The 21,117-nt window shown below is 62.9% G+C and carries 17 protein-coding genes and 1 pseudogene; 9 read left to right on the top strand and 9 right to left on the bottom strand.

Features of this window, described 5'->3' with window-relative positions:
• Positions 1-148 precede the first annotated feature (148 nt).
• Both GRI97_RS13370 and GRI97_RS18925 read right to left on the bottom strand, forming a co-directional pair.
• Entirely contained in the window at positions 149-682 is a 534-nt protein-coding gene (locus GRI97_RS13370; RefSeq protein WP_328598562.1) for a ComF family protein, read from the bottom strand.
• A 9-nt stretch (positions 683-691) separates the two neighbouring features.
• Positions 692-958, bottom strand: a pseudogene (locus GRI97_RS18925) (double zinc ribbon domain-containing protein); the annotation flags it as partial.
• Between GRI97_RS18925 and GRI97_RS13365 the strand changes: the two are divergent.
• Positions 952-1,719 (top strand): methyltransferase domain-containing protein, encoded by a 768-nt coding sequence (locus tag GRI97_RS13365; RefSeq protein ID WP_328598553.1) that lies wholly within the window; start codon positions 952-954, stop codon positions 1,717-1,719. The pseudogene GRI97_RS18925 and the gene GRI97_RS13365 sit on opposite strands and share 7 nt — an antisense overlap.
• 56 nt (positions 1,720-1,775) lie before the next feature.
• Here the strand turns inward: GRI97_RS13365 and ppdK are convergent, their stop codons facing one another.
• The 3 genes from ppdK to GRI97_RS13350 all read right to left on the bottom strand — a co-directional run bounded on the left by ppdK (position 1,776) and on the right by GRI97_RS13350 (position 7,542).
• The gene (gene ppdK / locus GRI97_RS13360) at positions 1,776-4,442 is read right to left on the bottom strand and encodes a pyruvate, phosphate dikinase (protein ID WP_161391653.1); all 2,667 of its coding nucleotides are present in this window, start codon (positions 4,440-4,442) and stop codon (positions 1,776-1,778) included.
• 83 nt (positions 4,443-4,525) lie between these two features.
• On the bottom strand, positions 4,526-6,679 hold the full coding sequence (gene glyS / locus GRI97_RS13355; protein ID WP_161391652.1) for a glycine--tRNA ligase subunit beta: 2,154 nt from the start codon (positions 6,677-6,679) through the stop codon (positions 4,526-4,528).
• Complete coding sequence (locus GRI97_RS13350; RefSeq protein WP_161391651.1) at positions 6,676-7,542, bottom strand: glycine--tRNA ligase subunit alpha; 867 nt, start codon at positions 7,540-7,542, stop codon at positions 6,676-6,678. Before GRI97_RS13350 ends, glyS begins: the two co-directional genes overlap by 4 nt.
• A 192-nt stretch (positions 7,543-7,734) precedes the next feature.
• On the opposite strand from GRI97_RS13350, the gene GRI97_RS13345 reads away from it, so the two are divergent.
• The 5 genes from GRI97_RS13345 to GRI97_RS13325 all read left to right on the top strand — a co-directional run bounded on the left by GRI97_RS13345 (position 7,735) and on the right by GRI97_RS13325 (position 11,547).
• The gene (locus GRI97_RS13345; protein ID WP_161391650.1) at positions 7,735-8,634 is read left to right on the top strand and encodes a TraB/GumN family protein; all 900 of its coding nucleotides are present in this window, start codon (positions 7,735-7,737) and stop codon (positions 8,632-8,634) included.
• Positions 8,635-8,685: 51 nt separating this feature from the next.
• Positions 8,686-9,579, top strand: a complete 894-nt coding sequence (locus GRI97_RS13340) for a TraB/GumN family protein (protein WP_161391649.1) — start codon at positions 8,686-8,688, stop codon at positions 9,577-9,579.
• A gap of 106 nt (positions 9,580-9,685) precedes the next feature.
• Positions 9,686-10,306, top strand: a complete 621-nt coding sequence (locus GRI97_RS13335) for a 50S ribosomal protein L25/general stress protein Ctc (RefSeq protein ID WP_161391648.1) — start codon at positions 9,686-9,688, stop codon at positions 10,304-10,306.
• 148 nt (positions 10,307-10,454) lie between these two features.
• Positions 10,455-11,024, top strand: coding sequence for an aminoacyl-tRNA hydrolase (gene pth / locus GRI97_RS13330; RefSeq protein ID WP_161391647.1), 570 nt, complete (start codon positions 10,455-10,457; stop codon positions 11,022-11,024).
• Between the two features lie 61 nt (positions 11,025-11,085).
• The gene (locus GRI97_RS13325; RefSeq protein ID WP_161391646.1) at positions 11,086-11,547 is read left to right on the top strand and encodes a PEP-CTERM sorting domain-containing protein; all 462 of its coding nucleotides are present in this window, start codon (positions 11,086-11,088) and stop codon (positions 11,545-11,547) included.
• A gap of 91 nt (positions 11,548-11,638) precedes the next feature.
• On the opposite strand, the gene GRI97_RS13320 is transcribed toward GRI97_RS13325, so the two are convergent.
• The gene (locus tag GRI97_RS13320) at positions 11,639-12,760 is read right to left on the bottom strand and encodes a tetratricopeptide repeat protein (protein WP_161391645.1); all 1,122 of its coding nucleotides are present in this window, start codon (positions 12,758-12,760) and stop codon (positions 11,639-11,641) included.
• Positions 12,761-12,868: 108 nt separating this feature from the next.
• Here GRI97_RS13320 and ychF point away from each other — a divergent pair, with 108 nt between their 5' ends.
• Positions 12,869-13,969 (top strand): redox-regulated ATPase YchF, encoded by a 1,101-nt coding sequence (ychF, locus tag GRI97_RS13315; protein ID WP_161391644.1) that lies wholly within the window; start codon positions 12,869-12,871, stop codon positions 13,967-13,969.
• Between the two features lie 92 nt (positions 13,970-14,061).
• Here the strand turns inward: ychF and GRI97_RS13310 are convergent, their stop codons facing one another.
• A complete protein-coding gene (locus GRI97_RS13310) occupies positions 14,062-15,315 on the bottom strand; it encodes a tetratricopeptide repeat protein (protein ID WP_161391643.1) in 1,254 nt (417 codons plus the stop codon).
• Positions 15,316-15,600: 285 nt separating this feature from the next.
• Here GRI97_RS13310 and gyrA point away from each other — a divergent pair, with 285 nt between their 5' ends.
• Positions 15,601-18,393, top strand: coding sequence for a DNA gyrase subunit A (gyrA, locus tag GRI97_RS13305; protein WP_161391642.1), 2,793 nt, complete (start codon positions 15,601-15,603; stop codon positions 18,391-18,393).
• Positions 18,394-18,458: 65 nt separating this feature from the next.
• Here gyrA and GRI97_RS13300 read toward each other — a convergent pair whose 3' ends face one another.
• The gene (locus GRI97_RS13300; RefSeq protein WP_161391641.1) at positions 18,459-19,151 is read right to left on the bottom strand and encodes a lysoplasmalogenase family protein; all 693 of its coding nucleotides are present in this window, start codon (positions 19,149-19,151) and stop codon (positions 18,459-18,461) included.
• A 48-nt stretch (positions 19,152-19,199) separates the two neighbouring features.
• On the opposite strand from GRI97_RS13300, the gene trmFO reads away from it, so the two are divergent.
• Complete coding sequence (gene trmFO / locus GRI97_RS13295; RefSeq protein WP_161391640.1) at positions 19,200-20,537, top strand: methylenetetrahydrofolate--tRNA-(uracil(54)-C(5))-methyltransferase (FADH(2)-oxidizing) TrmFO; 1,338 nt, start codon at positions 19,200-19,202, stop codon at positions 20,535-20,537.
• Between the two features lie 51 nt (positions 20,538-20,588).
• Here trmFO and GRI97_RS13290 read toward each other — a convergent pair whose 3' ends face one another.
• A complete protein-coding gene (locus tag GRI97_RS13290; protein ID WP_161391639.1) occupies positions 20,589-21,056 on the bottom strand; it encodes an EF-hand domain-containing protein in 468 nt (155 codons plus the stop codon).
• Positions 21,057-21,117 lie beyond the last annotated feature (61 nt).

The raw sequence follows: 21,117 nt of genomic DNA, 5'->3' as shown, positions 1-21,117 counted from the left end.
GGGACTGAACCGAACAAGGTCAGCCCTGCAACATGAGGGTTTGGACCGCCGCATCCGTGGGGGGTGAAGCAGGCAGGTCCAGCGATTTTCGTCACGCGAACGCCCGGGGTAGCTCCCCGGGCGTTTTGCTTTGTAGTCCGTATTTTCATCAGGTCTTTTCTGTTTCACTTAGAACGCGTGCGAAACAGCTGATTACCACTTGTTCAGCACCGGCCCGCCGCAATGCCGAAACGCAGGCCGTCGTCGTGGCTCCGCTGGTCAGGACATCATCCACCAACAGGATCCGGGCCTGACGCAAAAACGCAGTACGACGCGGATTAACCGTGATGGCGCCCGACAATGCCCGGGCGCGGGCGCTGCGTCCCAACCCGCCCAGCATGGGGGTGGGTCTGGTGCGCAACAGTCCGTCGACCAGCAGTCGCTGGCTCTTCAGTCGCGCGATTTGCCGCGCCAGCAGAGCGGATTGGTTGAACCCCCGATGCCACAGCCGACGCCAGTGTAATGGCACCGGCACGATCAGCCAGTCGCCGTCCATCGCAGGCAGCCGGGCCGCCATCATCCTTGCCAGCATCGCCGCCATGGCGATGCGGCGGCCATGCTTGAATGCGATCACCAGCTTCCTGGATGCGTCATTGTAGAGCGTGGCGGCGGCGATGCCCGCATGGCGCGGCGGTTCTGCCATGCAGGGGCCGCATTGCGCATCTGCCCCTGCTGTCGAGGGAAGTGGCCGCTGGCAGGTGCTGCACCATGGCTGGCCAGGTTGTATCAGTGCCAACCAGCAAACCGCGCAGAGCCCGTCCTGCGCGGCGATTCCTGCGCCGCAGGACGGGCAGCGTGGCGGGTAGATCAGGTCTACCAGCGGGCGAAAGGCGGATGTCGGATCGAAGCTGCTGATCACATTGCCAAACTGCCGTGCTTGCGCCGCGCTGGCAAGCACGGCACGGGTGCGTGGTGACATCACAAGCCCCCCCCTCCCCGCCACAAATCTTCGCACAGGCGCGCCGTACCGCCGCACGGATGCGCGCTGCCGCCGCACGGAGCAATCCTGAGGCCGCGCCGTTCGTGCTGGAAGCGATGGCCGAAGACGTGCTCGACCGGCTGAGTTTCATCCGCTTCGAACCGCAGCGGGCACTCGTCATCGGCGATTGGGCCAGCGTCCTGGCCCCTGCCCTGGCGCAAGCCGGTGCAATCGTCATTCAGCGAGAGCCTGGCGATTTTGACGAGGAGGCCCCGCTGGCGGATGGGCCCTTCGATCTGATCGTCAGCCTGCAGGTGCTCGACACTGTGAATGATCTGCCCGGGGCGCTGATCCATGCTCGGCATGCGCTGTCACCCGGCGGGCTGCTGATGGCGAGTTTTCTAGGGGTTGGATCGCTGCCGGCGCTGCGCGGGGCGATGATGGCGGCCGATGGGGATCGGCCGGCTGCTCGCATTCATCCGCAGATCGACACGCGCGCCGGGGCGGCATTGTTGCAGCGGGCAGGATTTTCGCGGCAGGTGGCCGACAGCAATATCATTCGCGCCAGTTACCGGTCGCTGCGCCATCTGGTGCGAGATCTGCGCTGGCAGGGCCTGACCAGCATGCTGCGTTCCCGAGCCCCGTCGATCACCCGGGCAGGCCTAAAGCGCGCCGAGGCCGCATTTCTGTCGTCCGCCGATGATCAGGGGCGCGTGACCGAAATATTCGAGATTGTGACGCTGACTGGCTGGCGCGACTGATCGGTCGGGGCCCGCCAGTCACACTTTGTAACCAGCAGGCCCCGACCTCAGTCTGATCAGTTGCGCAGCGCGGCCTGAGCCGCCGCGAGGCGGGCGATCGGCACGCGGTAGGGTGACGCGCTGACGTAATCGAGCCCGGTTTCTTCGCAGAACTGGATGCTCGCCGGATCGCCGCCATGTTCGCCGCAGATGCCCAGCTTGATATCCGGGCGGGTGGATCGGCCGCGTTCGGCGGCCAGGGTGACCAGCTGGCCAACCCCTTCGATATCCAGACTGACGAAGGGATCGCGCGGAAAGATGCCCTTGTCGACATAAACCGACAGGAAGCGAGCCGAATCGTCGCGGCTGACGCCGAGCGTCGTCTGGGTCAGATCGTTGGTGCCGAAGGAGAAGAAGGTCGCCTCTTCGGCGATCTCGCCTGCCATCAGCGCAGCGCGCGGCAATTCGATCATGGTGCCGACCAGATAATCGAGCGTGTTGTCCTTTTCGGCGAACACCTTGCTGGCGGTTTCTTCCACGAGCGCGCGGAGGATCTGCAGTTCGCGACGGGTGCCGACCAGCGGGATCATGATTTCCGGCACGACCGCTTCGCCGCTGCTGGCCGCCACCTCACACGCAGCCTCGAAGATGGCGCGGGCCTGCATCTCGTAGATTTCCGGGAAGGTGATGCCCAGACGGCAACCGCGATGGCCCAGCATCGGGTTGAATTCATGCAGTTCGTTGGCGCGCCGTTTCAGATGATCCACATTGTAGCCGGTCACATCGGCCAGATCGGCAAACTCAGCGTCGCTGTGCGGCAGAAATTCATGCAGCGGGGGATCGAGCAGGCGGATCGTGCAGGGCAGCCCGGCCATGGTGGTGAAAATCTCGATGAAGTCGGCACGCTGTTCGGGCAGCAGTTTTTCCAGCGCCTTGCGACGACCAGCTTCATCGTCGGCCAGGATCATTTCCCGGACCGCGCTGATGCGCGACGCGTCGAAGAACATATGCTCGGTGCGGCACAGACCGATGCCTTCGGCGCCGAACTGGCGCGCCATGCGGCAGTCTGCGGGCGTTTCTGCATTGGTACGCACGCGCATGCGGCGATGCTTGTCGGCCCATTCCATCAGAATGCCGAAATCGCCCGCCAGTTCAGGCTCGATCGTCGGCACCTGGCCAGCCATGACTTCGCCGGTAGCGCCATCGATGGTGATCAGATCCCCTTCCTTGAGCGCGCGGCTGCCGATCTGGAGGCTGCGTTCAGACAGATTGATCGCGACTGAGGAGGCGCCGGACACGCAGGGCCGCCCCATGCCGCGGGCGACCACCGCGGCGTGGCTGGTCATGCCGCCGCGTGCCGTCAGCACGCCCTGGGCCGCATGCATGCCATGGATATCTTCCGGGCTGGTTTCCACGCGGACGAGAATGACCTTCTCCCCCCGGCCGGACCACAGTTCGGCCGTGTCGGCATCGAGCACGATCTTGCCGCTGGCGGCACCCGGGCTGGCGGGCAGGCCCTTGGTCAGCACATCGCGCGGCGCATCGGGATCGAGCGTGGGATGCAGCAACTGATCCAGCGCCATGGGATCGACGCGCAGAATGGCGGTCTTTTCATCGATCAGCCCTTCGCCGACCATTTCCACGGCCATCTTCAGCGCAGCCTTGGCCGTGCGCTTGCCGCTGCGGGTCTGGAGCATCCACAGCTTGTTCTGCTGCACGGTGAATTCGATATCCTGCATGTCGGCATAGTGCTTCTCAAGCAGTTCGAACACGCGCGCCAGCTCGCCATAAGCCTCTGGCATGGCTTCTTCCATGCTGGCCGGCTTTGCGCCTGCAGCTTCGCGTGCAGCCTTGGTCAGATATTGCGGCGTGCGGATGCCCGCGACCACATCTTCGCCCTGCGCATTGACCAGCCATTCGCCATAATAGGCGCGTTCGCCAGTGGCCGGATCGCGGGTGAAGGCAACGCCTGTGGCGCTGGTATCACCCATATTGCCGAACACCATGGCCTGGACATTGACGGCAGTGCCCCAATCACCCGGGATATCGTTCAGCCGGCGATAGACGCGCGCGCGGTCCGAATCCCAGCTGTCGAACACGGCGCGGATCGCACCCCAGAGCTGTTCATGCACATCCTGCGGGAATGGCTTGCCCAGACCATCGGCGATGATCGTCTTGTATTCAGCCACCAGCTGCTGCCAGTCGGCCGCAGTCATTTCAGTGTCGTTATAGTAGCCGCGATCTTCCTTCGCGACGTCGAGCGCTTCTTCGAACAGCCCGTGATCGAGCCCGAGCACGACATCGGAATACATCTGCAGGAAGCGGCGATAGGAATCCCAGGCGAAACGATCATCGCCCGACGCGGCGGCAAGACCGGTGACGGTGTCGTCATTGAGCCCAAGATTGAGCACGGTATCCATCATCCCGGGCATGGAAACGCGGGCGCCGGAGCGAACGGATACCAGCAGCGGATCGGACGGATCGCCGAAATTCTTGCCCACAGCCTGTTCGATATGCGCCAGGGCCTGCGCCGCCTCAGCGCGCAAAGCATCAGAAAAGTCGGCCCCATCTTTCAGATAACGCACGCATTCTTCGGTCGTGATAGTAAAGCCCGGGGGCACCGGCAGGCCGATTTCGGCCATTTCTGCCAGATTGGCACCCTTGCCACCCGTAATGGTCTTGTCGCGGCTGCGTGGATCATCATGCTTCGCGCCACCACCGAATGTGTAGACCGACTTCACCATCTTACCCCCTGGGGCTGCTGCCAGAAATGCCGCTGATAAACCCACCGGCCATGGCAGAGTTGACTGAGTTCAAAGAAAAAGAGCTACCCCTCGATACGCGAGAAGTCGGCGACCTTGTGCACCGCAGCACGGAAACGGGCAAGCAGTTCGAGCCGGGCCGCACGCTTGGCCGGATCGGCATCATTGACCGTCACATCTTCAAAGAAGCGGTCGATCGGCCCGCGCAGGGTCGCCAGCGCCGCCATGGCTCCGCCGAAATCCTCGGTCGCGATGGCCGCATCGGCGCGCGGTTCCGCCGAAGCCAACACATCGAGCAATGCCCGCTCTGCCGGCTCCGCCGTATAGGACAGATCCTGTGCATGCCGGTCAGCCATTTTCGCCGCAATGACGCTGGCCAGTTCGGGATCGTCAACTCCGGCCAGCGGATCTTCTTCGCCGGTGCGGGCAATCTCACCCTCGATCCCGTGCCAGTCTTCCTTCTTCAGAATATTGGCCGCACGCTTGTAACCGGCGAGCAGATTGGTGCCGTCCTCGGTTCCAACGAAAGCCTGCAATGCCGTCACACGCGCCAACAGGCGAACCAGATCGTCCTCCCCACCTAGCGCGAAGACGGCATCGATCAGATCGTGGCGAACGCCGGCTTCTTTCTGCTGCACTTTCAGGCGGTCAGCAAAGAACCCTACCAGTTCCTGCGAAACAGCCTGGGCTGCGACAGGATCGGCAGAAGACGCCAGCCCCTGGGCCCAGATGGCCGAAAGGCCGGTGCGCAGGCCATTGGTCTGGATCAGGCTGAGCACCGCCAACGCCGCGCGACGCAGGGCGAAGGGATCCTTCGATCCGGTCGGCTTTTCATTGATGGCGAAGAACGAGACTAGTGTATCGAGTTTGTCCGCCAGGCTGACCGCCACCGTCAACGGCGCGGTCGGTACGGTGTCACCCTGCCCGACCGGCTTGTAATGATCGCGGATCGCATCGGCGACAGCGTCGGGCAGGCCTTCGGCGCGGGCGTAATATCCGCCCATAAGACCCTGCAATTCGGGGAATTCCCCGACCATTTCGGTGACGAGATCAGCCTTGCAAAGCCGCGCCGCCAGTTCGGCCTGATCAGGATCGGCATCAGCCACGATGCCGCGTTCCACCAGCCAGCGGGCCAGTGTAGCGACGCGATCCACCTTGTCGGCCACCGTGCCCAGCTTTTCGTGGAAGGTGATCCGCGCCAGCTTATTCGCCTGTTCGGCCAGCGTGGTTTTGCGATCCTGTTCCCAGAAGAACCGGGCGTCGGACAGCCGCGCCGCCAGCACCTTGCGGTTGCCATCGACAATCGCGACGCCGCCATCGCTGGCGGCAATATTGGCGGTGCAGATGAAGGCGTTGGCCAGCTTGCCATCACGCGCGCAAACGAAATATTTCTGGTTCGTGCGGGCGGTTAGCTGAATAACCTCAGGCGGAACTTCAAGGAATTCCGGATCGAACCGGCCGAGCAGCGGTACCGGCCATTCGGTAAGCCCGGCATTTTCGATCACCAGACCTTCATCTTCCATCAGCGTCAGCCCGGCGGCGGCCGCCGCCTCTGCCGCGCCATTGCGGATGATCGCTTCGCGTTCCTTGTGATCGACGATCACGTGGCAGGCGCGCAGCTTTTCCTGATAATCCTGCGCCCCGCCGATGGTGATTTCATCGGGATGATGGAAGCGATGGCCGAGGGTGACGAAACCGCTCGACACCCCGCCCGCTTCGCAGGCGACCAGATCTTCGCCCAGGATCGCGACAATGCCCGACAGCGGCCGGACCCAGCGGGTGCTTTCGGTACTGAGCGACGGTGCGCCCCAACGCATCGACTTGGGCCAGGGAAAGGCACGAAGGACGGCGGGAATGGCTTCGGCCAGCACGTCACGCACGGCGCGGCCAGGCCGCTCAACCACAGCGAAGAGCACGCCATCGCGTTCGACCAGTTGGTCCTGGGTCAGCCCGGTCTTGCGCAGGAACCCCTCAAGGGCTTGCGGCGGGGCGCTGGCGCGGGGCCCTTTGGTTTCTTCGCGCACGGGCTCCGTGGCATCGGGCAGATCGCGGGCGATCAGCGCCAGCCGGCGCGGTGTCGACCATACGGTGATCGCACCGGGGTTTACCCCGGCGGCGCTCAGTTCCTTGCGGAGCAGTTTTTCCAGATCGGCGCGGGCGCCGGCCTGCATCCGCGCGGGAATTTCTTCGGACCGCAGTTCAAGGAGAAAATCGCTCATGCTGTCCACCCCGGATAGGCTGCTGCCCACTGGGCTTCGTTCTTGCGGATCCAGGCCTCGCAGCTGCCCTTCGCCAGATCGCGCACGCGGCCGATATAGCTGGCTCGTTCCTGCACGCTGATGACGCCGCGCGCCTGCAGCAGGTTGAACAGATGGCTGGCCTCGATCGCCTGATCATAGGCGGCGAGCGGAATATTGGCCTCTATGCAGCGCTGTGCCTCTTTTTCGGCATGCTGGAAGCCGAGGAACAGCTGATCGGTATGGGCAATTTCGAAATTGTATTTCGACAATTCCTGTTCGTTCTTCAGGAACACATCACCATAGGTCACGCCATTCTGGTTGAAAGCCAGATCATAGACCCGATCAACGCCCTGCAGATACATGGCCAGCCGTTCCAGGCCATAGGTCAGCTCGCCCGCCACCGGCTTGCAGTCGAAACCGCCAACCTGCTGGAAATAGGTGAACTGGGTCACCTCCATCCCGTCGCACCAGACTTCCCAGCCCAGCCCCCAGGCGCCCAGCGTCGGGCTTTCCCAATCATCTTCGACGAAGCGGATATCATGCGCCAGCGGATCGATGCCGATCGCGGCGAGGCTTTCCAGATAGAGTTCCTGCAGATTCGCCGGGTTCGGCTTCAGGATCACCTGATACTGATAATAGTGCTGCAACCGGTTGGGGTTTTCGCCGTAGCGACCATCGGTCGGCCGGCGACTGGGCTGCACATAAGCGGCGCTCCAGGGTTCGGGCCCGAGCGCGCGCAGCGTCGTTGCAGGATGGAAGGTACCTGCCCCCATGCGCATGTCATAGGGTTGCAGAATCAGGCAGCCCCGCGCGCTCCAGTAATCGTGGAGGGTCAGGATCATGTCCTGAAAGCTTTTTGTTGGCTCTCTTTTCACCGCGCGGCCATGGCAAAAGGTCCGAAAACCGTCAATGCCGGACGGGCTCGTGACCGAACCGCAACACCCATATTGCTTCGTTTCGCCCCGTCTGGTCATAGTGGTACTTAAACGATTGGACGCCTATGTGGCACGTTCGACCGCTATCGGGATGATGCAATGACTGTCCGGCGCCTGTTTTCCACGTCCGCCGCAGCCCTGTCGCTGCTGCTGTCGGCCTGCGCCGGCGGATGGATGGACGGCAAGCCGCCGGTCACTGCCGTGCCCGGCCCGGCGCTGTGGAAGCTGGCCGACACCGATACCACGATCTATCTGTTCGGCACCGTGCACGCCCTGCCCGGCAATCTGGACTGGTATGACGCCCGGATCGCCCGTGCATTCGATGCATCGAATGAATTCGTGACCGAAGTGGATATGTCCCAACCGGACAAATCCACCATGGCGCTGGCCAGAGCCGGCGCCCTGAAGGGCGACCGGACCCTGCGGGACATGATGGATAGCGAGCACCGCCTTGCCTATGAGGCGGCGCTGGTCACGCTGGGCAAGCCGATCGACATGTTCGATCGCGTCGAGCCCTGGCTGGCCGCCGTGACGCTGTCGTTATTGCCGCTGATCCAGGCCGGGTATGATCCGGCCAGCGGCGTGGAACAGGCGCTGAAGGCCCGGGCGAACAACAAGGTGCATGCCGCGCTGGAGACTGTGGATCAGCAGGTCGAATTGTTCGACGGCCTGCCCGAAGCGGCGCAGTTCGCCTATCTTTCCCAGTCCGTGGACGCCGTACCCCAGGCCGGATCCTCGCTGGATGCGATGGTTGCGGAATGGAAGGATGGCGACATGGTGGCGCTGGGCAACCAGTTGAATGGCGAGATTGCCGACCCGGCGCTGTATGCCCGGCTGCTGACCGACCGGAACGCGCATTGGGCGGACTGGATCGAAAAGCGGATGGAACAGGATGGCACGGTGTTCATCGCTGTCGGCGCCGGTCATCTGGCCGGGAAAGACAGCGTCCAGGCACAATTGCGCAAACGCGGGCTGAAGGTCGAGCGCGTCTGGGAATGAGGCGAAAGCGAGCTGCATTCCGGGCGGCTGCCCGATGCCCTTGATACGACCATGAATATCGTCCTGAAAAATGTTCTCGGCTGTGCGCTGGCGCTCTGCCTGCTGGCCCTGACCGCGTGCAACAACGCGGCCACCGATACGGATGATGCCGTCGCCCAGCATGCGGGAAGCCCGGCAATCTGGCATGTCCGGTCCGCCGAAGGGCATGAAGCCTGGCTGTTCGGAACAATCCACGCCCTGCCGGACAATATCCGCTGGCGCAGTTCCACGCTGGAGGCCGCCTTGCTGGCATCCGGGCTGATGGTGGTCGAAATCGACAATCTGGCTGATAGCGCCGCCGCCCGCCGCGCGCTGCAGGATCGCGCCTATACCGCCAGCCTGCCGCCGCTTTCCCAACGCATTGCCGCCACCGACCGGGAGCCGCTGCGGGCGATCTATTCCGCCACCGGATTGTCCGATCGCGATCTGGCCGGTGTGGAGGACTGGGCTGCCGCCCTGATGATCGCCAATGCCCGCCGCACCAACCAGACGGACAATGGGGTCGACAAGGCCCTGCTCGACGGAAGCCGGCCGGTGCATGGCCTGGAAGGTTTCGAACGGCAGTTCGATCGGTTCGACCGGCTGAGCCCCGCCGATCAGGCCGCGCTGCTGTCTTCCGTGATTTCCGAACCCGACGATCCGGAAAAAACGGAACTGGTCAGTGCCTGGATCAAGGGTGACATGAACGCGCTGGAAAGCCAGTCCAACAGCGGATTCCTGACCGTTCCGGGACTGCGCCAGGCATTGCTGGTGGACCGCAATCATGACTGGGCGACGCAGATCGACGGGTTGATCCGCCAGGACCAGCGCCCCTTTGTGGCGGTGGGTGCAGCGCATATGCTGGGACCGGATGGATTGCCCGCCCTGCTGGCGGCCCGTGGCTATACGGTGTCCAGGCTGCAGTAGGCTTGCGTTTGCGGGGCAATTCGCTTAGGGGTACCCGCTTCCGGTCATGGTCATCCCTGGAGGCGTGGCGGGAAAAACGTTTCAATGCATTCGAAAGGCACGTGACATGAGCGACGCTCTGAACCTGCCCGCCGAGCTGCGCGAACGGGCTGGCAAGGGAGCCTCCCGTGAACTGCGTCGCGAAGGCCGGGTACCCGCCGTCATTTATGGCGGCAATGATGAACCGACCACCATCCATGTGGAAGAAAAGCTGCTGGCTCGCCAGCTTGGCACGGGCCACTTCATGAATTCGATCGTGCTGATCGAACTCGATGGCAAGGTCATCCGCACCATCCCCAAGGATGTTGCCGTTCACCCGGTCACCGACCGCCCGCTGCACGCCGATTTCCTGCGCCTGGCCAAGAACGCCAAGGTCGAAGTCGACGTTCCGGTACTGTTCGTGAATGAAGACGCAAGCCCCGGCATCAAGCGCGGTGGCGTGCTGAACATCGTTCGCCACGAACTGGAACTGGTTTGCGATGCAGACAAGATCCCCAGCGAAATCGAAATCGATGTCACCGGCATCGATGTGGGCGACACCATCCACATCAGCAATGTGACCCTGCCGGCCGGCACCGAAAGCGCGATCACCGATCGTGACTTCACCATTGCCACGCTGGTTGCTCCTTCCGCTCTCAAGAGCTCGGAAGGCGATGCGGACACTGAAGAAGCCGCCGAAGAAGCCTGATCGCTTCACGGCAGCTGAGGCCGCCGAGACAGAGGCGCCGGTCCGTACAGGCGGACCGGCGCCTTGTTTTTTGCCTGCAACACCTCCACCAATCCCATCGTCACCCGGCCGGGCCATCCGGCCCCACACAGGTTTTTGAGGAATTGCGATGCAGCTCTGGGCAGGATTAGGAAATCCCGGTCCGCAATATGCGATGCACCGTCACAATATCGGCTTCATGGCGATGGATGTGCTGGCTGAAATGCACGATTTCGGCCCGGTCCAGAAGAAGTTTCAGGGCTGGCTGCAGGAAGGCCGGATCGGCGGCACCAAGGTGCTGCTGCTCAAGCCGGCGACCTTCATGAACGAAAGCGGCCGCAGCGTCGGCGAAGCGCTGCGGTTCTACAAACTGGGCACGGATGCGCTGACCGTGTTCCATGACGAACTGGATCTGGCCCCGTTCAAGGTGAAGGCCAAGCAGGGCGGCGGGACAGCCGGGCACAACGGGCTGCGCTCGATCGATCAGCATCTTGGCCCGGATTTCCGCCGTATCCGCCTCGGCATAGGCCATCCCGGGCACAGGGACCGGGTGACTGGCCATGTGCTTGGCAATTATGCCAAGGCCGAACAGGACGATCTGATCACCATGCTGAGCGCCATCGGGGCAGAAGCCGAATGGCTGGCACGGGGTGACGATGTGCGCTTCATGAACGACGTGGCCCGCCGCCAGCAGGAGTGATCCTGCATCTGATCACAACGGCCAACATCTGCGGAAATGTCGGCTTTTTTAACAATCGAGCATGGTGGTGGAATTTGTTAACCACTGTATCATGCGGAATCCCTGGTTTGGCACGCCGTTTGCAATCAATGGCGGTAACCAATTCAATCGGTCAAACACGCTCAAGGGGAACACTATCATGATCAATCACAAGCTCGTCGCCATCGCCGCCGCTCTGTCGGTCGTCACCGTCGCAGTACCGGCATCGGCCACCTGGAGCTGGGGCTCTTCCTCGGGCGGCACCAAGCCGTGCAAGAAGCACTGCAACACCAGCACCTCGGGTAACACGACCTCCGGCAACACAACTTCGGGTAACACGACTTCGGGTAACACGACGTCCGGCAATACCACGTCCGGCAACACGACTTCGGGCAACACCACCTCGGGCGGCACGGCCGTTCCGGAGCCGGGCATGCTCGCCATGTTCGGTGCAGGCCTGCTGGGCCTGGGCCTGGCACGTCGTCGCCGTCGCGCTCAGGCGTAAGCGATTGGGTGACGATCACCCGGGTGCCGTCATGGCAGCCGGGTGATCGCCCTCTCCTGCCGGCTTTCGGCAGGCTTTGTCTTCGAACGCTTCAATTCGCAGACGCCCGCCGATACAGGTCGATATCTTCCCTGGTCGCGCCGGACATGTTCGCCAATGGCTCGATAGCCTGCCGCGCTTCCGCAAAATCACCCAGATCCATCAGCGCCCGCGCATAGAGCCGGCGTATCATGGGGTTTTCCGGGTCATCTCGCACCAGCCCGACCAGCCGGGCCCGAGCCTGTTCGGCCTGCCCCATTTCCAGCATTGCCTGAGAATAGAGGCTGTTGGCCTCCGGAAAATCGGCGAGCGACATTTCGGTCTGCTGCAATATCCGCCGCACGGCGACCCAATCGTTCTTTTCCGCCGCGAGACGTGCGGAAATGTAAATGAATTCCGGATCGCCCGGCGCATTTTCCATCCCGCGCGCGAGCAGCGTCTGCACTTCGTCCAGTTCGCCGGCCGCGCCAAGAACCGAGATCGCGCCCAGCAGCGCTTCGCGATGCGCCGGAATGCTGGCGAGGATTTCGCGATAGCGTGCAAGGGCCGCCGAATTGCGCAGTTCCCGCTGCGATATGCGCGCGTCCAGCAGCATGGTGTCGATGTGCTTCGGACTGTCTGCCAGCGCGATATTGGCGATCCGGCGCGCGCCGGGAACATCATCATCCTCCAGCAGGAAATAGGCGTAATTGACCAGCAAATCGGCCTTGGGCCCTTCTGCCCGGGTCCCGGCCGAAAAGGCATGGGCGGCCTGTTCGCGATCGCCCTGCCGCACAGCGGCCAGGGCCCTTATGCGCCATGCCGGAGCGGAAGAATCATCGGCCAGTCGCTTCACGGCTTCTTCGGGCGCGTCACGCTGCAGTTCCGCCTCTGCATAAAGCAGCGCAGCATCTGCGGGGAGGCGGCCCTCGGTGGCCAGCCGGTTGAGCGTGGCGATGGTCGCGTCCCCTTCCCCCAATCCCAGCCTGGTACGCGCCAGCAGTTCCAGCAACTCCGGATCCGCCGGCGAGGCCTTCAGGGCTGCGGCCAGATATTCCCTGGCCACGACGTAATCCCCAGCGGCCAGCGCCGTACGGGCGCCCTCTTCCGGGTCGACATCCGAACCTGAACAGGCGGCGAGCAGCGACAGTGCGGGCAGCAGCAGGGCGGCGAGCAACGGTACACGATAGGCCATGCGTGCTGGCTAAGTCGCTATAGTCAAGAAATGGTGAAGCTGTGCCTCTCTGGCCTTTCCCTGTTCAGCCCGCTAAGGCGCGCCGACATCTGAATTGAGGAAATGACAATGGGATTCCGCTGCGGGATCGTTGGCCTGCCCAATGTTGGCAAGTCGACCCTTTTCAATGCCCTGACCGAAACGCAGGCCGCGCAGGCCGCCAATTACCCATTTTGCACCATCGAGCCCAATGTCGGCCAGGTGGCGGTGCCCGATTCACGGCTGGATGAAATTGCCAGGATCGCCGGCAGCGCCAAGATCATCCCGACCCAGCTGGCGTTTGTCGACATCGCCGGCCTGGTGAAGGGCGCGAGCAAGGGTGAAGGCCTGGGCAACCAGTTCCTGGGCAATATTCGCGAAACCGACGCCATCGTGCATGTGCTGCGTTGTTTCGAGGATGATGACATACAGCATGTCGCCAACAAGGTCGATCCGATTGCGGATGCCGATGTGGTCGAAACCGAACTGATGCTCGCCGATCTGGAAAGCCTGGAAAAGCGGGTCCCCAATGCGCAGAAGCGCGGCGCCAGCGGCGACAAGGAAGCCAAGGCCATCGCCAGCGTGCTCGGCCAGGCGCTCGATCTGCTGCGCGACGGCAAGCCCGCGCGGCTGACCGAACCCAAGGATGAAGAGGAAGCGCGGCTGTTCGCCCAGGCCCAGCTGCTGACGGCAAAGCCGGTGCTCTATGTCTGCAATGTTTCCGAAGATGATGCCGCCACCGGCAATGCGCTGACCGAGAAAGTCTTCGCCAAGGCGAAGGCCGAAGGGGCGCAGGCCGTGGTGGTTTCCGCCGCGATCGAGGCGGAGCTGGTGGGCATGGAAGCCGAAGAGCGTAACGAGTTTCTCGGCTCTCTCGGGCTGGAAGAAACCGGCCTGGCGCGCGTGATCCGCGCAGGTTTCGATCTGCTGGGCCTGCGGACATTCTTCACCGCTGGCCCGAAGGAAGCCCGCGCCTGGACCTTCCCGGCCGGGGCCAAGGCACCGCAGGCGGCGGGGGAAATCCACACCGATTTCGAAAAGGGCTTCATCCGCGCCGAAACCATTGCCTACACCGATTACGTCGGCCTGGGCGGGGAAAGCGCGGCCCGCGAAGCCGGCAAGCTGCGTCAGGAAGGCAAGGAATATCTTGTGCAGGACGGCGACGTGCTGATGTTCAAGTTCAACGTCTGACCGCCGGCATTCACCGACCCGCAACAAGCAGGTACAAAAAGGGGGCGGAAGCTGATGCTTCCGCCCCCTTTTTTCATGTCATGGCTGGCAGATCAGCTCTTGCTGGCGGCGTAAATTGCCCAGAGCTGCGCCAGCGGGGCGCGGGCGCCCGTGACCTGGTCAAGCGTCGCCTTGGCTTCTGCTGCCTTGCCCTGATGCGCCTGCGCGATGCCGAGGCGAGTGGCGGCGAGATCACGGTCGGGTGCGCCCTTTTCCAGCGCCAGAGCGAACATTTCTTCCGCCTCGGCATATTTTGCCAGCGACATCATCACATTGCCGGCGATTAGCGCATCGCGGGCAGCGCCCGAGCTGCGGGCGGCCGTCGCCAGGCCAGCCGCTTCGCGCTGATCTTCCGGTGCGCGCGGATCGGCAATTGCCTTTACTTCGGCGACATAGGCATCGTCACCGGCGAACACACCTGCCTGCTGACCCGATGCAATCACCCGAAGCACTTCGTTCGACATGATGCGCGGATCGGCGGCTTCGATGTAGTTACGGAATTCCCGTTCTTCCTTGAGCGAACCGGTTGCCGACATCAGCCGCATGAGATCCAGCGTTGCCTGGGCATCGAAATCATTGCTGGCTTCGACCACCTGAATGGCGCTCTTCCAATTGGCTTCGGTCGGGCTCTGCTTGACCAGCGTGGCCGACCATTCATTGGCCAGCGCGGAATCCTTGGAATCATACGCAGCCTGCAGTGCGGCGCGCAGCACGGCGTCGGAGGTGCCGGCACCCAGCGTGGTCTTGAGGAAAGCCAGACCTTCATTGGCCTGGTTGTTTTCAATGTAGGCCGCGAAGATCAGCTGATCCAGCGCCGGTTCCTGAAAACCGCCATCCTTGGCTTGCTTCAATGCCGCCAAGGCCGCGGGATAATCCTTGGCGTCGAGCGCGAGCTGGCCGACGAAGAATTGGAACTGGGCAACCTTGTCGGGTTCGACCTGGCCGCTCTGCAACATAATTTCCAGACCCTGACGCTGCAGTGCCTTGTCCGTCAGCTTACCACCCAATACCAGGGCGAGATTGCCGGCGAGGAAACGATCGGTTTCATTTTCGACAGCTGCAATTACGCCTGGCAGCTGGGCCTTGGCCGCGTTGAGATCGCCGCCTTCCGCGTTCACTGCGTTGGAGACCGGGGTATAGGCATCAACAAATTTCTTGGAGTTCTTCGGCTTGGACTGCGCGGCGGCGGGGGCGCTGGCCATCGCGGTACCGATTACGGCGCCGCCCGCCAGCGTTGCAACCAGCGCGAAGCCGGAAACCACGCCCCGAAGGGATTTGCGGCCAGCGGTAAGGGGCATGCGAAACATCAATATACGCTCCTGTGTCGTGTCCGGCCGTATGCGGGCCCAGGGGTTAATGATACAGTTTGTGCCGATGAACGGCCGGGAATGCAATTGTGTCCCTAAGCTTCGTGCGCTGAACGGCGATTTAACCGCGCCGGCCAGACGGCTGCATGGTTGCAGCCCCGGCAAATGTGGATAAAGCTGTTCAGCCAACTCCCGCGAAGCGCGCCATGCTGGCCACCCCTGCCCCCTTGCCCTAGGGTCTCGCGGAACCGGTACAACGACAACAGAACAGATTGACCCGTCCAGGTGAACGACACGACCGATACCCTTGATCCGCCGGCGACCCCGGGGGAATTCGACCGCATCGACATCGTCGATGAAATGAAGACCAGCTATCTCGATTACGCGATGAGCGTGATCGTGAGCCGGGCCCTGCCCGATGTGCGCGATGGTCTCAAACCCGTTCACCGCCGTATCCTGTGGGCCTGCCAACAGGGCGGATTCCTTCCTGGTCGCCCCTATCGCAAATGCGCCAAGATCACCGGCGATACGATGGGTAACTATCACCCGCACGGCAACCAGGCGATCTATGACGCGCTGGCGCGCATGGCGCAGCCATGGTCGATGCGTGTGCCGCTGATCGATGGTCAGGGCAATTTCGGTTCGATGGACCCCGATCCGCCGGCCGCCGAACGTTACACTGAGGCGCGCCTTGCCCGCGTGGCCACGGCCCTGCTCGAAGACATCGAGAAGGACACGGTCGATTTCGTCGACAACTATGACGGTTCGCAGCAGGAACCCTCGGTTCTGCCGGCGCGCTTCCCCAATCTGCTCGTCAATGGCGCGGGCGGGATCGCGGTCGGCATGGCGACCAATATTCCGCCGCACAACCTGGGCGAGGTGATCGACGGCTGCTTCGCCTATCTCGATGATCCGGGCATCAGTTCCGAAGAGCTGATGAAATATATCCCGGGGCCCGATTTCCCGACGGCACCGCTGATCCTCGGCAATTCGGGTGCAAGGTCCGCCTATACGACCGGGCGCGGATCGATCATCATGCGTTGCCGCCATATGATCGAGGAAAAGCGTGGCGATCGCCAGTCGATCGTGCTGACGTCGATCCCCTATCAGGTCGGCAAGTCCAACCTGGTCGAAAAGATTGCCGAGGCCGCCAAGGACAAGCGGATCGAAGGCATTTCGGACATTCGCGACGAATCCAACCGCGACGGCGTGCGCGTGGTGGTGGATCTGAAGCGCGATGCCACCGCCGAAGTGGTGCTGAACCAGCTGTGGCGGCACACCCCCGCCCAGGCCAGCTTCCCCGCCAATATGCTGGCGATCCGTGGCGGCCGGCCCGAAACGCTGGCGCTGCGCGAGATCATCCAGGCCTTCATCCAGTTCCGCGAACAGGTGATCACGCGGCGTACCAAGTTCGAACTGAACAAGGCACGCGACCGGGCCCACATCCTGCTCGGCCTGGTGGTGGCAGTGTCGCATCTGGACGAAGTGGTGGCGATGATCCGCGGATCATCCAACCCGGCGGAAGCCCGCGCCAAGCTGCTCGCGCGCGAATGGCCGATTGGCGACATCGCATCCTATCTGGCGCTGGTGGAAGCCGTCGATCCCGAAGCCGGGAGCGGCGCCGATACCTATCGCCTGTCGGAAATCCAGGTGAAGGCCATTCTGGACCTGCGCTTGCACCGCCTGACGGCGCTGGGCCGCGATGAAATCGGCGATGAGCTGAAGGAACTGGCCACCAGCATCGCCGAATATCTGGCGATCCTGGGCGATCGCGCACGGCTTTACGCCGTGATGCGGTATGAGCTGGAAGTCATCAAGCAGAGCTATGCCACCCCGCGGCTGTCGGAAATCGCGCCGGCCTGGGATGGGCTGGACGACGAAGATCTGATCGAACGCGACGAGATGGTCGTGACGGTGACGCTGGATGGCTATATCAAGCGCACCCCGCTTTCGACTTTCCGGGCGCAAGCGCGTGGCGGCAAGGGCCGTTCGGGCATGGCCACGAAGGACGAAGACGCGGTCATGGCGATGTTCGTGACCAGCACCCACAATCCGGTGCTGTTCTTCTCCACGGCGGGCAAGACCTACCGGCTCAAGGTGTGGAAGCTGCCGGAAGGCGGGCCGACGACACGGGGCCGTCCGATCGTCAATCTGCTGCCCGCGCTGGACGAGGGTGAGACCATCGCCGCCGTTCTGCCGCTGCCTGAGGACGAGGCGAGCTGGGGCGCGCTGAGCGTGGTCTTCGCCACGGCGCAGGGCAATGTCCGCCGCAACAGCATGGATTCCTTCGCCAATATTCCCAGCAACGGGAAGCTGGCGATGCGGTTCGAAGAAGGATCGGACGACAAGCTGATCGGCGTTGCGCTGCTCGATTCTGGCGATGACGTGCTGTTGGCCACGCGCAATGGCCGGGCGATCCGCTTTGCCGCCGATGATGTGCGCGAATTCACTTCACGTACATCGACAGGTGTGCGCGGCATGACGTTGAAAGATGACGATCTTGTCGTATCACTTTCGATCCTGCATCGCGTTGGCGCATCTCCGGAAGAGCGTGAGCAATATCTGCGCTACGCCCCATGGAAGGCGGAGAAGGAAGGCGAGCCCGATCTGGAACCGGATCGCTTCGCCGAACTGTCCGGCAGCGAGCAGTTCATCCTGACGGTATGCGCCAATGGCTATGGCAAGCTCAGCTCTGCCTATGAATATCGCCGGACGGGGCGCGGTGGCCAGGGCATCACCAATATCGACAATATAAAGCGCAATGGACCGGTGGTGGCCAGCTTCACGGCGACCCAGGCTGATCAGCTGATGCTGGTGACCGATCAGGCCAAGCTGATCCGGATGGGCCTGTCATCCCTGCGGGTGATCGGACGCAATTCGGCCGGTGTGCGGTTGTTTGACGTGTCCAAGAATGAACATGTCGTCAGCGCGGTGCGCATCGACGAAGATGAGCAGCCCGAGAACGAAGCGGAAGAAGCGATCCTGGCCGAGATCATCGAGCGTCGGGCCGAACCTGATGGCGAACCTGCCGCTGATGCGGAGGCAGGCGACGAAGATGCCGGCGATAGCGACGCCTGATCGCCGCCGCTGAAAACAAGGCAGCCCGGGGCTCCCTGGTGGAGCTCCGGGCTTCTTTTTGGCAGCTATCGGCTGCTCACGAGCCGGATCTGCGGTTCGCGCTTGTTCATCACGGCCACCACGCCGATCGCAATCAGAAACTGCCCCAGATAGGCGAGCGGCCAGACCATGATGGTGGGGATGTCGCTGCCATTGAGCGGCCCCATTGCGGCAAATCCCAGCATGTCGGAGAGCAGGACCAGCACCGCACCCGCCCCGACGCGATACAGCTGAAAACTGCTGGTCCAGGCCGCGGCCGCCGCCGCGCCGGCCGTCAGGCCATAGGCTGCGGCAATCAGGCCGGCGTAAGGCCCGGTCATCACCACATGCAGCAGGGCAGCCGGCAACAACAGCAAGGCCAGCGTGATCCATTTGCGTGACGGGTTCAGGCTGGCCCGTCGGTGGCGGAGATAGAGCAGCAGGGCGATCAGGTAATAGCCGAAGGCGAGCACCTGCCCTGCCCCCAGATCGACTTCATCCGCCATCGCCCAGAAGGCAGCCACCGTCATCAACACGGCGAGCAGGCGCCCGTCCTGGCTCTTGTGACGAACCAGCGCATAGATAGCCAAGAGGAGAACCGATGCACCCTTGAGCGGGATCAGCCAGAGTTCGGGCCATGGGCCGGCGCGCAGGTAGAAGAAGGCCAGCGCGGCAATCAGGCTGGCCAGCAGGATCGGGCGTTTTTCCGCCAGGGCTCTATTGTATCGCGATGCAGCCATGGCACCACCCTTGACGCGGAAGCCGTGCCGGAGCAAGCGGCAGCGATCATGGCCCATGACGTACATATCATCGGCGGCGGTCTCGCGGGAAGCGAAGCGGCCTGGCAATTGGCGCGGCGCGGATTTCGCGTGAAGATTTCGGAGATGCGCGGCGGCGGTGGTTCGACACCGGCGCATCAGACCGATGGTCTGGCGGAACTCGTATGTTCCAACAGCTTCCGATCCGACGACGACGAGAAGAATGCGGTTGGCCTGCTGCATCACGAGATGCGCCGGCTGAATTCGCTAGTGATGAGCGCCGGTGAAATCGCCCGCGTGCCGGCCGGATCGGCTATGGCGGTGGACCGCGATGTATTCTCAGAAGAAGTACAGAAGGTCCTGGAATCGCATCCGAATATCGAGATCGTGCGCGAGCAGGTGAACGAATTGCCCGGCGAAGGTCTGACCATCATCGCCACCGGCCCGCTCACCGCTGTGCCGCTGGCGGAGAGCATCGGCCGGAAGACCGGGGCGGAAAGCCTAGCTTTCTTCGATGCCATTGCACCGATCGTGCATCACGACAGCATCGATATGGACATCTGCTGGATGCAGAGCCGATGGAACAAGGGTGACGGCAAGGATTACATCAACTGCGCGATGGATAAGGAGCAGTATCTCGCTTTCCATCAGGGCTTGATGGACGGTGAGAAAACCGAGTTCAAACAATGGGAAGCCGACACGCCCTACTTCGAAGGCTGCATGCCGATCGAGGTGATGGCATCGCGCGGGGTGGATACGCTGCGTTATGGGCCGATGAAGCCGGTCGGGCTGGACGATCCGCGCACGGGACGCTGGCCCTATGCCGTGGTGCAATTGCGGCAGGACAACAAGCTGGGCACGCTCTGGAATATGGTCGGGTTTCAGACCAAGCTGAAATATGCCGATCAGATCAGCCTGTTTCGCACGATCCCCGGATTGCAGAATGCGGAATTCGCCCGGCTGGGCGGATTGCACCGCAATACCTTCCTGAATTCACCCACTATTCTTGACCGGCAGCTCCGCTTGAAGGGCGGCGAGCATATTCGCTTTGCGGGCCAGATCACCGGTTGCGAGGGCTATGTCGAGAGCAGTGCGGTGGGGCTGCTGGCAGCCCTGATGGCGGCCGATCAGCTGGCCGGGCGGAGCTGGCAATCACCGCCGCGCACCAGCGCGATGGGGGCGCTGCTGGCGCATATTACCGGGGATGCAGAGGCGGAAAGCTATCAGCCGATGAACATCAATTTCGGGCTGTTTCCGCCGTTGCACGATGTGAAGAAGAAGCAGCGCAAGGAAGCCTATACCGGCCGCGGCAAGGAAGATTTCACCACCTGGCTGGCGGCACGCGGCGAGGCCCCCAACAGCCATTAAGGCGCGAGCCAGCCACGCCCTGCCTGCGCAGGAGCGCGCGCTGCCTGCGCATCAGCACGCGCAGCGCGGGGTCGAGGACGCCGCCGGCGCGGGCGCGGTGGTGGCGAATTCTGCCGCAGAGAGCCAGCGATCGCGATTGGCATCGGCACCGTCGAAACGCTGGACGGTGGCGACGGCCCATTCTTCGAAGGTCAGCAGATTGTTGCCGTCGACATCGAGCTTGCGAAACGCATCGGTGCGGGTGGAGAGCATTTCTTCCCGGGTGATCCGCTGGTCGCGGTTGCGATCATAACGGAAGAAGCGGGTCTGTTCGCGGGTCAGCGCCGTCGCCTCTGGCGGAGCAGGTCCGCGCAGGCCGGCAATGTCGGCGCTGGGCAGCGGAGCCGGGCCTGATGGAGGAGCAGCAAGAGGCGCGGGCGGCGGGGCGCCGCGTTCGACGGCGGCATTGCCGCTGAGCCAGAATTGCCCGATTCCCGCCAACAGCAAACCCAGAAATGCGCCGAGAACGATCTTGTTCATCCGCCTGCCCCACCTTGATCCCGCTGCAGGCTAATGCGTTTTGCGGCCAAACAAAAACAAT

It is taken from the genome of Croceibacterium xixiisoli (genome assembly GCF_009827305.1).
GTDB classification, from domain to species: Bacteria; Pseudomonadota; Alphaproteobacteria; order Sphingomonadales; family Sphingomonadaceae; genus Croceibacterium_C; species Croceibacterium_C xixiisoli.
The sequence above is the reverse complement of the archived record's forward strand: the minus strand, read 5'-3'. Positions and strand labels throughout refer to the sequence as shown.

Excerpts from the sequence above, each read along its gene's own strand:
- GRI97_RS13300 (WP_161391641.1), bottom strand. The coding sequence starts at position 19,151 with ATGGCTGCATCGCGATACAATAGAGCCCTGGCGGAAAAACGCCCGATC.
- GRI97_RS13335 (WP_161391648.1), top strand. The coding sequence starts at position 9,686 with ATGAGCGACGCTCTGAACCTGCCCGCCGAGCTGCGCGAACGGGCTGGC.
- GRI97_RS13340 (WP_161391649.1), top strand. The coding sequence starts at position 8,686 with ATGAATATCGTCCTGAAAAATGTTCTCGGCTGTGCGCTGGCGCTCTGC.
- GRI97_RS13350 (WP_161391651.1), bottom strand. The coding sequence starts at position 7,542 with ATGATCCTGACCCTCCACGATTACTGGAGCGCGCGGGGCTGCCTGATT.
- GRI97_RS13325 (WP_161391646.1), top strand. The coding sequence starts at position 11,086 with ATGGTGGTGGAATTTGTTAACCACTGTATCATGCGGAATCCCTGGTTT.
- GRI97_RS13310 (WP_161391643.1), bottom strand. The coding sequence starts at position 15,315 with ATGTTTCGCATGCCCCTTACCGCTGGCCGCAAATCCCTTCGGGGCGTG.
- GRI97_RS13320 (WP_161391645.1), bottom strand. The coding sequence starts at position 12,760 with ATGGCCTATCGTGTACCGTTGCTCGCCGCCCTGCTGCTGCCCGCACTG.
- ppdK (WP_161391653.1), bottom strand. The coding sequence starts at position 4,442 with ATGGTGAAGTCGGTCTACACATTCGGTGGTGGCGCGAAGCATGATGAT.
- GRI97_RS13290 (WP_161391639.1), bottom strand. The coding sequence starts at position 21,056 with ATGAACAAGATCGTTCTCGGCGCATTTCTGGGTTTGCTGTTGGCGGGA.
- glyS (WP_161391652.1), bottom strand. The coding sequence starts at position 6,679 with ATGAGCGATTTTCTCCTTGAACTGCGGTCCGAAGAAATTCCCGCGCGG.
- trmFO (WP_161391640.1), top strand. The coding sequence starts at position 19,200 with ATGGCCCATGACGTACATATCATCGGCGGCGGTCTCGCGGGAAGCGAA.
- GRI97_RS13370 (WP_328598562.1), bottom strand. The coding sequence starts at position 682 with ATGGCAGAACCGCCGCGCCATGCGGGCATCGCCGCCGCCACGCTCTAC.
- pth (WP_161391647.1), top strand. The coding sequence starts at position 10,455 with ATGCAGCTCTGGGCAGGATTAGGAAATCCCGGTCCGCAATATGCGATG.
- GRI97_RS13345 (WP_161391650.1), top strand. The coding sequence starts at position 7,735 with ATGACTGTCCGGCGCCTGTTTTCCACGTCCGCCGCAGCCCTGTCGCTG.
- ychF (WP_161391644.1), top strand. The coding sequence starts at position 12,869 with ATGGGATTCCGCTGCGGGATCGTTGGCCTGCCCAATGTTGGCAAGTCG.